The 13,244-nt window shown below is 38.6% G+C and carries 12 protein-coding genes and 1 pseudogene; 3 read left to right on the top strand and 10 right to left on the bottom strand.

The window, feature by feature from the left end; genetic code table 11:
• Window positions 1-83 precede the first annotated feature (83 nt).
• Both AKG34_RS00265 and AKG34_RS00260 read left to right on the top strand, forming a co-directional pair.
• Window positions 84-1,715, top strand: coding sequence for a copper resistance protein CopC (locus AKG34_RS00265; RefSeq protein WP_053344248.1), 1,632 nt, complete (start codon window positions 84-86; stop codon window positions 1,713-1,715).
• Window positions 1,716-1,733: 18 nt separating this feature from the next.
• Entirely contained in the window at window positions 1,734-2,399 is a 666-nt protein-coding gene (locus tag AKG34_RS00260; protein ID WP_053344247.1) for a YcnI family copper-binding membrane protein, read from the top strand.
• A gap of 43 nt (window positions 2,400-2,442) precedes the next feature.
• Here the strand turns inward: AKG34_RS00260 and AKG34_RS00255 are convergent, their stop codons facing one another.
• The 5 genes and pseudogenes from AKG34_RS00255 to AKG34_RS00235 form a co-directional block, all read right to left on the bottom strand.
• Complete coding sequence (locus AKG34_RS00255) at window positions 2,443-3,441, bottom strand: S8 family peptidase (protein WP_053344246.1); 999 nt, start codon at window positions 3,439-3,441, stop codon at window positions 2,443-2,445.
• A 340-nt stretch (window positions 3,442-3,781) separates the two neighbouring features.
• Window positions 3,782-3,859 (bottom strand): annotated as a pseudogene (locus AKG34_RS29510) (SEC-C metal-binding domain-containing protein); the annotation flags it as partial.
• Between the two features lie 637 nt (window positions 3,860-4,496).
• Window positions 4,497-5,066 carry a nitroreductase family protein gene (locus tag AKG34_RS00245; protein WP_053344244.1) on the bottom strand — a complete coding sequence of 190 codons (570 nt, stop codon included), beginning with the start codon at window positions 5,064-5,066 and terminating at the stop codon, window positions 4,497-4,499.
• 11 nt (window positions 5,067-5,077) lie between these two features.
• Window positions 5,078-6,250: a toxic anion resistance protein gene (locus tag AKG34_RS00240; RefSeq protein WP_053344243.1), complete on the bottom strand. Its 1,173-nt coding sequence runs from the start codon at window positions 6,248-6,250 to the stop codon at window positions 5,078-5,080.
• A complete protein-coding gene (locus AKG34_RS00235) occupies window positions 6,247-6,903 on the bottom strand; it encodes a 5-bromo-4-chloroindolyl phosphate hydrolysis family protein (RefSeq protein WP_053344242.1) in 657 nt (218 codons plus the stop codon). The genes AKG34_RS00240 and AKG34_RS00235 overlap by 4 nt, the downstream gene beginning before the upstream one ends.
• 256 nt (window positions 6,904-7,159) lie before the next feature.
• Between AKG34_RS00235 and AKG34_RS00230 the strand changes: the two genes are divergently transcribed.
• Window positions 7,160-7,606 carry a hypothetical protein gene (locus AKG34_RS00230; RefSeq protein ID WP_236694845.1) on the top strand — a complete coding sequence of 149 codons (447 nt, stop codon included), beginning with the start codon at window positions 7,160-7,162 and terminating at the stop codon, window positions 7,604-7,606.
• Window positions 7,607-7,774: 168 nt separating this feature from the next.
• Here AKG34_RS00230 and AKG34_RS27335 read toward each other — a convergent pair whose 3' ends face one another.
• From AKG34_RS27335 to AKG34_RS00210, 5 genes are all read right to left on the bottom strand, one after another.
• Window positions 7,775-7,954: a hypothetical protein gene (locus AKG34_RS27335; RefSeq protein WP_152952219.1), complete on the bottom strand. Its 180-nt coding sequence runs from the start codon at window positions 7,952-7,954 to the stop codon at window positions 7,775-7,777.
• A gap of 347 nt (window positions 7,955-8,301) precedes the next feature.
• Window positions 8,302-10,167, bottom strand: a complete 1,866-nt coding sequence (locus AKG34_RS00225) for a zinc ribbon domain-containing protein (RefSeq protein ID WP_053344241.1) — start codon at window positions 10,165-10,167, stop codon at window positions 8,302-8,304.
• Between the two features lie 543 nt (window positions 10,168-10,710).
• Entirely contained in the window at window positions 10,711-10,938 is a 228-nt protein-coding gene (locus AKG34_RS00220; RefSeq protein WP_053344240.1) for a hypothetical protein, read from the bottom strand.
• Between the two features lie 36 nt (window positions 10,939-10,974).
• Entirely contained in the window at window positions 10,975-12,252 is a 1,278-nt protein-coding gene (locus AKG34_RS00215) for an ammonium transporter (RefSeq protein WP_053344239.1), read from the bottom strand.
• Complete coding sequence (locus AKG34_RS00210) at window positions 12,249-12,662, bottom strand: hypothetical protein (RefSeq protein WP_053344238.1); 414 nt, start codon at window positions 12,660-12,662, stop codon at window positions 12,249-12,251. Before AKG34_RS00210 ends, AKG34_RS00215 begins: the two co-directional genes overlap by 4 nt.
• Window positions 12,663-13,244: the final 582 nt, after the last annotated feature.

Here is a 13,244-nt window from a genome sequence, read left to right as displayed (position 1 = left end):
AGTATTTTTTTTTCACTGTTTTTTCACATTTTTATTTTATACTGAGCTTGCATAATCTTATGAAAGGATGATGGCGCACCAATATGAAGAATTATTTATGGCTGGTTATCAGCCTATTCAGTTTGCTTTTATATCCAGTAACGGCTTCTGGTCATGCTTCTGTTATAAGTTCTAATCCTAGTCCAAATGAAGTAATGGATACTCTTCCTGAAAAGATCAGCATTCAATTCAGTGAGAATATACAACCAGCTTTTCATTCACTTGAGGTATTCAGCCAAGATGGGGACAAAATACAAATTCAAGACAGTACAATCTCGGAACAAAGTGAAAAAATACTGGAAGCTAAGTGGAAAGGCACTATCGATGAAGGAATTTACAACATAAAATGGAGAGTGGTTTCGAGTGATGGCCACCCCATTGAAGGGACAATCCCCTTTCAATTCGGAGATTCAGCGGGCCTATCAAACCAAGAAAATCCCGAAATGAATGCAGGTTTTCCGAATTCCATCAACGTTTTCCTGCAAAGTCTTCAATACATATCTTTTGCAGCCCTTACCGGAATCCTTTTTTTCCAATTATCGTTAATGAAGGATTCTCGCCTTTTTGAAACCAGCAGAAGAGCCCGTCTATACCTTTGGCTTTCATATGCAGGTTTAGCATTTTCCATCTTCTTCAGTCTGCCTTTAAAGGTGACGATTGACGCTGGCGTAGGTTGGACTGATGCATTTAATGTGAGTTATATAAAAGAAGTATTGAATGCTACAAACTTTGGAGCCATCTGGATCGTTGAAATTCTAATATTGCTCCTTCTATTTTTAGTGATTTATTTCATGCTGGAGAACTCCCTGAATAAATCACTACCCTTCCTTTCTTTCATCATAATAGCCATCTTGATGGTTTGTAAGGCTTCAATTGGACATACGGCAGCTGTTCCTAATCAGGTTCTTGCCGTTTTGATGGATTTCCTCCATTTATTGTCCACGGCTTTATGGTTGGGCGGCCTTATGGCCTTATTGGTAATATTGCCTGGGCTTGCTGATCGGCAGACAGAAGATAAGAAAACATTTTACTGGTCAATCATTCAAAGGTTTTCCAGATGGGCATTTCTGTTTGTAATCATACTGATCGTTAGCGGGATATATAGCAGCTTACAGCATGTACCGACTATCCATTCATTGTTAAAAACAACATATGGACAATTGTTACTTGCGAAAGTTGGTCTCATGTTAGTCATGATCGTTTTAGGAGCATTTCATTTTTTCAGGGGGAAAAAGAAAGAAAAAAAACTTGGTTATAGTGTGGGAATAGAGTTTGGTGTAGGAATCGTCGTTCTCCTTGTAGCCGCTCTATTAACAAATGTCCAAACGGCCATGTCTTCTCCAGGACCAATTGAGAAAACTTTGATGACTGCAGAAAATAATGAGGTTACGTTAATGGTAACTCCCAATGAAGTCGGTGATAACCGAATCCAAGTAAACATATCCAATGATGAAGGCATGCCTTATACCGAAATTGAACAGCTTACAATCATAATGGAGCCTGTAGAGGCCGACGGAGGAGAAATAAAGCTTCAACTTCAGGGAGAAAATACAGGTACGTTTACATCCAAGTCGATTCTAACCATGTCAGGAAAGTGGAAGATTCAGGTCCATGGATTAACTGAAAGTCTAGATTCAATTGATGCTGATTTTACAATATTAGTTGGAAATTCATAACAGAAGGGATTTATTCAAATGAAAAACATATCAAAGCTTCTTATCTCTACATTTGCTGCTCTATTCATTTTTTCCGGTTCAGCGAATGCACACGTTACCGTTAAGCCTAGTTCATCTGCACCTGAGGCTTGGGAAACTTATACACTTAAAGTACCCGTTGAAAAAGAAACTGCCACCACCAAGGTGACTTTAAAGATTCCGGAAGGCATTACTTTTGAAAGCTACCAGCCTGTACCAGGGTGGAAAGTAACAACTGAAGGTGACAAAGAAGGTCATGTAAAAACGGTAACATGGGAAGCGACCGATGAAGGAATTGCCGCTGGACAATTCCAGCAATTTTTATTCGTTGCCCAAAACCCTAAAGAAGAAACAAATGTAGCTTGGGATGCCTTTCAATATTATGAAGATGGTGAAATTGTTGAATGGAGTGGAGATGAAAGCTCCAACCTACCGCATTCTGTAACTGAAATTTCGGTAGCTTCCAAAGCTAATACAGGATCTGAGGGCCATAGCCATGCAGAAAAAAGTGATCACACAGCTTCAAATTCAGCCGACAGTTCAAAGGATTCTGCAAAAGCAGAAGATGATGATAACAATGAAACACTGATCATTACTCTTGCAGGGATATCCTTGATTCTCTCTATTGTAGCCCTTTTAGCAGCCATTAGAAAAAGTAAAAAATAATCTTTTAGGTGTCCCAAAGTTTCTTGGGACACCTTTTTTATTTTTAATATTCCATGACCACCGTTTTACTTGGTAACTGAAGATTTTCTGATTCTATGGTAATCTTAATGGATTTTTCAACTCTTTGTTCCGCTATTGTTAAGTTTAGTAGCCCATTACCCTGGGCTCTTTTGCTTATTCCCAGATCTTCTGTACTTTTCACTAACTGTGCATATAATTCCGCTTCAGTTAGCTTACGGCCAAATTCCTTTTCAGCAATCACTTTCAAAAGAGCTGCCGCACCGCTTACATGAGGCGTTGCCATAGACGTTCCGCTCAGCCTAGCATATCTATTTCCTGGATACGTAGAGAGAATATCAACTCCTGGCGCTACCAGGTCAATTTCATCATTTGTATTTGAAAAATCCGCCAAATTTCTGCTTAAATCCACGGCTCCGACTTCCACTACCTCGGGATATGCCCCTGGGTAATCCAATTCATCCGTTTCATCACGCCCATCCCCACTGTTTCCAGCTGCACATACAACAAGGATATCTTTCTGAAGCGCTCTTTGAATAAGCTTATGTTCCGCCTCATCTGGAGGACCACCGAGGGAAAGTGAAATAACTGAAACCTTTTCTTCATTAGGCCCCTGCCAATTAATCGCATACTCTAAAGCTCCATTAATCCAATTTATATCGCCTTGTCCTTTTCCATTTAAGGCTTTCAACGCTAAAATACTTGCTTTCGGAGCCACTCCAACTACTCCAACTTTATTAAGGGCAGCCAAAACCGTACCGCTGACATGTGTTCCATGCCCGTTATCATCTTGATAATCCCCGGTATTGGTAAAATCCTTTCCACCAATAATACTTTCTTTGAGGTCTGGATGCTCTTTATCAATGCCTGTATCGATGACCGCAACGACCACGCCTTCACCATAATTGCTTTTTTCCCAAATTGCCGGGGCTTTCACAAGCTCTACACCCTCAGGAATTTTTTCTTTAACCGTGTCCATTACTTCAAGAACTTTGTAAGGTATTAATCTTTTTTCTTTTGTCATTTGATTACCCCTTCCTTCGTTCAATAAGTTAAACTGCCATCAGTGGGGGATCTTCTATCCCGTCTGGTTGCCGTCTACCGTTGAAAGAGATGAGATCAAAAAACTCTTCTCTCTTATATATACCAGATTTTTGAAAATAAAAAAGGAGTATTCGGAAAATTCCGTCTAAATTACTACTTTTTATTTCTTCTTCTTGTCATTATCTGGTACCCTTATTATAGAACAAACGTTCCCGTAATACTATAGTATTTTTTTTATTTATGAAATCATTCTATTTTTCCATGTTAGATTTCAAAAAAAAGAAGCGACTCCGAATCGAGTCAGCCTCCCTTAAATGAACTTAAGCTGCACCGCAGCATTTTTTGTATTTTTTCCCGCTACCACATGGACATGGCTCATTTCTTCCGATGACTGGTTCTGTATGAACATGAGGCATTTTAGCCGCTTTTGCACTCTCCATGATAATTTGTGTGCCTTTTTCCTTCATTTGCTGATAGCGCTTCTTAAACAGTTCCATTACGTCTTTACTGTACTTTAACGTGTCTTCAGCAATATCCATCGCCTTTTGCTTGGAAATATTATAATCCTCTAGGACGAATTGATTATCTCGGAATGAAACCCGAACTCCAAAATGCTGTCCGGCCTGACTGGTGGTCTTGCGCTCCTCCACGAATTCAAGGTACACTTCCTGGCAATCACATGTCTGATGCATGCAATAATAATCATATATCCAATACGTTTTATCTTCATACTTACTCTTTAAAGCAATTCCATCCTCAACGCCAAAAACATCCAAATATTTAATCGCTTTTCCATCTAGAATCTCAAATGGATCAATCGTTCTCATCTATAGACACATCCTAATTCATCAAAATTTATTCACCCTATGTATTGTACAACCTAAAACCTCAATCGTCACTTGAAACGAAGCATAAGAAAGCCAAAATCCTATATGGTAAAAACCTATTAAAGAAATCTTATCGAACAAAAAAAACAGCTGCCGCAGTGTGTTTATACTGATGCAACTGCTCCTATATTTACTTTCCATTAATTTTTCAATCGATCCAAGTAGTCAATTCATCAATCGGTGTTTTTTTAGCCGGTTTTGGCTCCATATCGGGATAACCCAAGTAAATGAATGCTAGTATTTCTCCTTTTGAGGATAAGTTGAAAAATTCCCGAACCTTCGTATTATAAGTGATTTTTCCAGTTCTCCATACTGCCCCAAGACCTAGAGAATGTGCGGCTAGAAGCATATTCTGAACGGCACTGTTCACTGCTGCATATTCTTCGGATACTAAGACATTATTCTTATCACTAGGTTCAATACCTACTGCAATAATGACCGGAGCTCTTAGAGGATTCTTTTTTTGTCTTTCCATCTTACTTATTAAACTCTCCGGAGTATCATCTGCATTTTCAATTCTTGTTATCTCTTCAAAGACCTGCCCAAGTTTATTTCTTCCTTCTCCTGTTAGTACAAAAAAACGCCAAGGCTCTGTTCGATGATGATTAGGCGCATATGTTCCAGCTTCAATTATTTGTTCAATCAATTCTTTTGGTACCGGATCTTGTTTAACAACCCCAATACTTCTTCTCGTTTTTATAGCTTCAATAGTTTCCATGTAATCTCTCCTTATCCCTTTATCTCTAAAAGTTTCTGCTTTAGTTCATTCTCCATCGCGGCCAGTTCCTGTTCAGCATGTCGACGTTTATGCCTGCCTTCTTCTTGAATTCGCATTGTTTCTTCAAGCGTGGAAATTAAATTAGCTTGGGTGTTCTTTAATGTTTCAATGTCGACAAGCCCTCGCTCATTTTCCTTAGCCGTTTCAATGGTATTTGTTTTCAGCATTTCCGAGTTTTTTAATAGCAAATCATTTGTCGTTTTGGAAACCTGCTTTTGTGCCTCCACAGCATGACGCTGTCTGATCAAGGTCAATGCAATTGCAACCTGATTTTTCCAAAGTGGAATGGCCGTCATAATCGAAGATTGGATTTTCTCGACAAGCGCCTGATTTGTGTTTTGTATCAGCCTAATTTGCGGGGCGCTTTGAATGGTGATTTCACGACTCAATTTCAAATCATACAGCCTTTTATCTAATCTTTCAGCAAATTGGCGCATATCATTGACTTCTTGAAACTTCATTTGATCATTGCTTAATTCCGCAGACTTCTTTAGCTCTGGAATTGTTTTCTCATGGATTTCTTCAAGTTTAATTTCCCCCGCTGCAATGTAGACATTTAACGCTTGAAAATATTCCTTATTCGTTTCATAAAGCTTTTCAAGGATTACGATATCCGATAGCAGGATATTCTTGCTCCGATCGAGTTTTACACTGATTCGATCAATTTGAGCCCCTGTTTTTTGATACTTAGAAAGTACTTCCTGTACAGATCCCGTCAACTTCCCGAACATACGCGCAAAAAATGAGGGCTTATCCGGTTTAAGCTCATCCGGGCTCAGATCGTTTAACTTCTTCATTAAATCACTGATAATGTCGCCCACTTCACCTACATCCTTTTTTTGTACATGCTCAAGCATCGAATTCGAAAAGGTTAATAGCTTTGATTGAGCGGGTGTACCATAGGAAATCATCGCCTGGTGATTTGTTGGGTCAATTTGTTCAGCAAGCTGGTAGGCTTTTGCCCGGTTTTCTTCCGGAATGACATCAATCAGTTTGACCGGCTTCGCTTCCTGGGGAGAAAGTTTCTCCAACTGCTGCACCTCGTCAAATGGATTGGCTAAAAGATCATCAATTAAATTGGCGTTAGTCGTATTATTTAACAGGTTTGGATCATTATTATTCATTTTAACCTCCTGCTTTCATCGATTACTTGTGACTCTTTTCTAGTTTTAATGGTTTGCTTCGCAACGTCCAATTCAAAGTTGAGGTTATCTATATCATCGGCAATCACTTTATATAAATCCTTTTCTATTGTTTTGGTAAGATCCTTTAAAGTTTTACGTGTTTCTGTTAAAGATAGTTCAAGCTCCTTATTCTTTCTGGGCTGCTGAGATAAAAAAACATATTTCTCTGCCAACTCCGTGGCTGAATCCAGATGGGAATAATAAAATTGTTCCGCCTGGTAAAAGCGCTTCGGTTCTTTTTTGGTAAGACTATATATTTTCCTGATCATCTTTATCATATCCTTCCTCTGTTTAAAAGAAGAGATATGCCTGACCGAAATTAGTGCCTTTTGCACTCGCCATATTTTCGGTTTTGCTTCACTTAAATTTTTCTTTATATATTGATATTCTTTTCTTGTCAATTCATGTTTTTTGAGGAATCGTGAGGAAAAGTAGACGGAACTTAGCCAGTATGCGAGGCCCCCTCCAACTATGGAAAAGACAACAGAAAGAACAAACGATTGATTCAATGCAAAATAGCTAATCAGCCAAACCGGCAAAACCATTGGAATTGCAATTAATATTGGGACAACATCAGCAAGAAAGCGATTCATTTTCATTACACTCCTGACTTACGCTCTTTTCTATATATACGATTATCACAGTAATTGGTTTCAAGATGGAAGAAAATTTTCTCCTACTTAAACGATATAGGAACAGGATGGTTTCTGCAAATTTAGCGATGAATTTATATTTTCATTGGAACATGCCCCCTCTTCATTATACTCCTTTTAGGCTATCGCCTTGTCACTTTACTAAAACTCACATAAGTTATAGGGTATCTATCCCGTTTGCAAAGGAGAGCTAACTATGAATTTACACGGTTTTTATCCTTTTCCACAACAAAATGGAAATCATCAGTACATTCAGGCTAATTTCAACCCATACTTCCAACAACCCGAACGATATGAATATGTACCACAGCAAGATTGGAATTTCCAGCAGATTCAAGACGATCCATATAACCATTTGCCCGAGGAGTTTGATTTTGAAAGACAACCGCCGCAAACTCAACAAATTGAAAGAAGAGTTCGGGAGCTTGAGCGTCAAAATGAGCAACAAACGCGAGAAATCAATCGACTGAACCAAGAGATTACGCGGGTGAATCGAGAAGTGAACCGTGTTAACCAGGAAATAACTAGGCTAAGCCAAAATGATCAGCGTCATACGAACAGATTGAACAGACTTAATCAAAGACTGCGGGCCGTGGAAAGGAACTTGAGCATCCCATTCTCCGCTACAGATGATGGCTTTTAGGAAAAAAACAGCAGGAGCTCATTATGGGCCGCTGCTGTTTTTTTACGTTTTCACTAGCTCTTTCATCAAAAGAACATAAAATTAATCAAACGATTGATTAAGAGGTATAAAGCTTAACAAAACGGTCATTTCGGGTTACCTTAACTGATTTGCCAGTTCTCCAAACTATCATCCGTTTCGCTTAATAGCCTGTATACTACTTCTTCTAGGGATATGTTGTAACAGCCTTATTCCCCGAAGCTTTCGGCCGCTTCCTTGAGGGTACCTGTGATTCATGACGCCATTTTGCAGAACACCGATTCGGTCACAGTGCTTCATGATTTCACTCATTTCATATGGAATGTACACCATTGTTCTTCCTTGCTGGGCCAGTCTTTTTACAATAATGATTAATTTCTAGTTTGGTCTTGCAGTAGCTCTTTTCCCTCTTTTTGATCAACCTCCAACTTGGTCATAATCCCGTTAAATGTGGACTATCTGTAAGCTGTTCGATGACCAACTTTGTTTCAACCGTAGGATCATCCTACTTTAAATGGTTGTACTCGGCTCTCTTCTTTCAAAAAGTGGTTTTCAATGACTGCTGCACCCAATAAAAATAAAATAGGAGTCAGCCACATTCCTTCGGCTGCCTTCCTATTTTATAATAGTACCTTTAAGTAAAAACCAACGTGTTTCTCATGTAAAACACACCCTACCTAAAACTTATCATCCGAATGTTTGTCTTCAAATTGATAATAACCGTCATTACTAGCTTCATCGTAAATATCGAACTGAAACATATCTTCCGGAATGAGCCCATATTTGACACCAAGCTCCATTAAATTCGTTCCTACTTCTTCCTGAATTTTATACATCTCATTTTCAGAAATGTTCACTACGCTTAACCCTTCACCAGAATCAAACCCCAAATCTGGCAGATCGGCTTTATCCTTTAGCTTCGTCTTAGAATCTAGCTTGACTGTAACCGTTCCTGAATCCAAATCACCCTCTAGACCAAGCTTTACTTCAAATTTCCTATTGGAATAGTCTTTCTTTAGGTTAAGATCGCTCGCTTGTTTAATTGTTCCTTTAAAGGCAGATGGCATATCAGATAAATCACCACCGGCTAAGTTCAGGTTAAAATTCCTAATGATGTTCTGCTTACCACCGTTTTCTCCGTTAATATCACTCTTCATCGCAAACTTGATTTCCTCACTCTCCCCGTACTCTTCATACATAAAGGAAGCCTTAAGGTTTTCAGCCCGCGTATCTTTATTAACAGCCACATCATTTGTAACTTGGAACATAACCTGGGAATCCTCATCTTTTTCAGGAGATAATGCAACGCTAAATTCTTCAAATATCTGATCATTTCCATAAGGGATATTTTTACTGTTTACATTCATATTGACCTGATCTGAGTTTCCTCCTACCGCCATTGTTACTTTACGGTCGATAACTTGCTCACTCTTGTTAATTAGTAATGTAGAAGAAAACCCATTTGGAAAACTAATATCCTTCATTTCATTCTTTGCATCTTTTAACCCATTAACTAATTGTCGTTTCATTTCTTTTGTATCAAGCACATCTACGTCATCTGCCATCGCAGTAGCCTTCGCCACTTTTTGTGCTCGATTAACTATCATGCTATGAAGCTTATTATCTTCAATTAATTGATCTATAAAATCATTTACAAGGTTTTTAGTTTCCGAGGCAGATAACTTAAGAGTCACTTCCCTTAACTTCATCGTCTCACCTTCATGCTTATATTCCACGCCTTTTTGTACCTTAAAGTTCTCACCCTCTAATCGGTCCAATAAGAATATCCCATAGCGTTTTTGAATATATTTCTGTTCTTTCTCCGTTAATTTCAGGGCCTGCCATTTAAGATCCGATACTTCTAAGGTTTCAGGCCCCTCATATAAGGGATCAATCATACGCATGAACTCACCATATTCAACAAAATTCAAATAAAGGAATTTTTCATATAACACCGGAACCTTCAAACCGAGTTTATCCTTACTTTGGAACATTTCCATATCCAAAGCATTCTCCTTTTCGACATTCAAGGCTAATTTGTAGTGACCCTGTTTGCTTATAGGATCCTGTTCAGTATTGGCAGTAAGAGATATATGGCTCAATAATTCTTGAATCATCTCAAAGTCTGGATTATTTCCTAATGAATCCATTTCGACACTTCCACTAAGGGTCATATCTGAACTTGAAGGTTGCTTCATCATTTTCTCTTGGAATTCAATTGAATTGCCATATTTATTGGTCCATTCCTCTTTGTAATTCTGATACGTTTTGTATTCAGACAGAAGATACAGCTCTTTCGGGGATTTATGAATAATAGCTGCAACTGCACTGGTAATGATGATAAATGCTAATACTGCCGTAATAATTAACGTTTTTTTCTTGAATAGCCTTTTTGAGGGCTTTTCCTCGATTTGTTCTTGCCTCAATTCAGAAGCAGCCATTTCCTCTTCTGTTATTTGGTCTTCACCTACAGAAGCGCCACATGATAGGCAAAGTTTAGAATCCTCACTCACCGTCTTACCACATGATTTACAATTTTTCATTTATTAGGTCTCTCTCCCTTTTCCTACTCACTTAACACATAAACCCCTATAAATTCAGTACTTTTTCATCATAAATAATACATTTCAATAATTACACATTTTAGGTAAATAAAGACGTAAATAACAGGCGTTATTACCCACCTTATTAAATTCTTGTTAATTAATATCCATATTCTAAATTTCTAGAAAATAACTCTCAAATTCATGTTCGGAAATCTATGCCTTCTCACCTCATCTGTTCAAATATCATGAATAGCCGCTGATCAATAAATCACCTCCATCCTTTACTTGTTATTACATTAAATACTCCTCGAAACATGTATCTAATAATATCAAGGAGCGAGTTTCCCTGCGCCCTTTGTATAAGTATGTAAATACCCCATGAAATTATCACTTAAGAATTTTTATTAAAGCCTCCCATGATCCTCATTTCTCACTCGACTCAAAAAGAATGTTTAACCATTTATTTTCGGAAATATTACATATTTAAACCAGAAACAAAAAAAGAACAGGAGCCATTCTTGCACTCCCGTTCTTTCTCGATCATCTCATAAAATGATTTAACTTTTCATTTCTTGCATCTTGTTCTTCCTTAGAAGCCAAATCGTACTTCTTTAAAAGATGAAACAATTCATTCAGTGTTTCCTGCGAATTTTCGTTTTCTAGAAAGCGACCCAATTTCTTACCTAAGTCCTTTGGTAAAAATCCCATTTGACTCTCTAATTTCAATCTGACATCTTGCTGGGAATGATTTAGATTGCATGTACCCATTTATAAATCACCTCTTACTCTATTCTAAGATAAATCTTACCTTTTTACCTCTTCTTCCTGCTTAAAGTAATTCTCTGACTTAATAAACTCTGGAGAGGTATGAGTGGCCATGATACCATGATAGCTGATATCCAGGCCTAGCTCTTCTTCTTCATCCGTAGACCGAATTGGTACCCAAATATTGATGATTTTAAAAACCATCCATGTTAATACAAATCCCCAAATACACAATACCATTAATCCCAACGTTTGAACCTTAAGTAAATGCCATCCTCCACCTGTAAATAGACCACCTTCTGTAGCAAAAAGACCTACAGCTATTGTTCCAAACATACCAGAAGCCGCATGGACAGGAAAGGCACCCACTGGATCGTCAATCTTACGGGCTTCTAACCAGTTAGTTGCTGCTATCATAAGCATTCCGGAAACTGCCCCAATTAGGATCGCAGCAATATCACTAACGAAAGCGCAGCCAGCTGTAATCCCAACAAGTCCTGCTAGTGAACCATTGATGACGGACGGAGCATCTGATCGTCCATAGCGAAATAACGTATAAAGCATAGTACCTGCACCACCTGATGCGGCTGAGAGCATCGTGACAATAGCAATATGTCCGATACGACCATCTGTAGCCTGCAGAGTACTTCCTGCATTAAACCCAAACCAGCCGAACCATAAGAGGAACGCTCCAACCGATGCCAACGGGAGATTACTAGGCAGAGAAATAGAACTAGGTCCCTCTGACGGAAATTTCCCCACTCTCGGACCAATCACCATGGCTGCTGCCAGTGCAGAAAAACCACCTAGTGCATGAATGACCGCCGAGCCTGCAAAATCCTGCATCCCTAACTCACTTAGCCAGCCGCCGCCCCATACCCAGTGACCGGCAATCGGATAGATAAACGCCGTCATCATGACCACATAGATAAGGTACGCGCGAAAATTAATCCTTTCCGCAACGGCTCCGGAAACGATGGAGATTACCGCAATAACAAACGCCCCTTGAAATAGCCAAAATGCATCTATTGAAATGGTCAAATCAATGTGCGACAAATCACCTTTCAGCATAAAACCACTCGTCCCGATACTCCCTATTAAATCCGTCCCATACATTAACCCAAAACCTACTACGAAATAACAAAGCGTACCAATCGTAATATCAGCAAAAACCTTCATAATGATGTTAACATTATTCTTAGTACGAACAAACCCTGCCTCTAATAAGGCAAAGCCGCCCTCCATTAATAGAATCATGGCTGCTGTCAGAACAACCCAGATTGTATCCAATCCAGCATTTAACGTTTCTAATGTCATATTGGTAGTCCCTCCGCTTTCCGCCAAGCCTTTATCTCTTCTATGATGGTAGGTGGCAATATTATTTCACGTTTTTCCGGGTCTGCTTCCAGTAAGCGAATCGCCTCATTTATAATAGCGACCTTTTGTTTTATACTCTCAATTTTGATATATCTTTCTTTAACATTCACCAAATGCTCTACAGCCTGATGATGGCTCGGAGCCCGTCCCGTAAAAAACCGTTTAAATGGGGATAGCGATTGATACCACGCTTCCTCTGCTCTTCGCTTTTGCTCGTATTTATGTATCCTAGTTTTCATTGATTCAATCTCCGACTCTTGTTTGCTCTTGATTCCTTGCAGAACTTTCATTACTTCTTCCAACGAAATTTGAAAAACTACTCTATTATACAAATCGTCCAAAATCATCATAATGTTATATCACCTCACGTTATCACGTTAGCTTTAATATGATTATATGTATAATTCTGAATTGAGTCAACTTTTTAAAAAATTCAAAAACACTATGGCAGTTTTTAAATTAGAGTGAATAATTGAATCGTACAATGCACTTATTTGTTTAAATAGCTGGCCCCCTTACATACAAAAAAGCTAGCTATCTCCCCATATTTATTACTATTCCAGCTATTAATCAATCGTTTGATTAAATATAGATAAGCGCAATTCCCCTTAAATAATCGAACTCAGTCCCTTTACTTTTTTACACACAAAAACTGCTCAGTTCCCCCGGCACACCACCAGTTTACATATACCAACCATTACTTGACGAAACAGTGGCAGTAAACTTTCATGAAAACAAACTGTTTCCATCAGGCGCTAAAGCCACATCCGCCGTATACTGATAACTTGTTCTTCAGTAATACGGGTTACTTGAAGAAGTATCAGCCGATTGATGTTTGCTACCTTTTTATACTGAAGAAGCAAAACTAAACCCCCTCAAAAAAAATAATTTGAATCGGAAACAAATTATTTTATAAACCTTATCAAGTTTCA

This window comes from Peribacillus butanolivorans (assembly GCF_001273755.1).
Lineage (GTDB): Bacteria > Bacillota > Bacilli > Bacillales > DSM-1321 > Peribacillus > Peribacillus butanolivorans.
The sequence above is the reverse complement of the archived record's forward strand: the minus strand, read 5'-3'. Positions and strand labels throughout refer to the sequence as shown.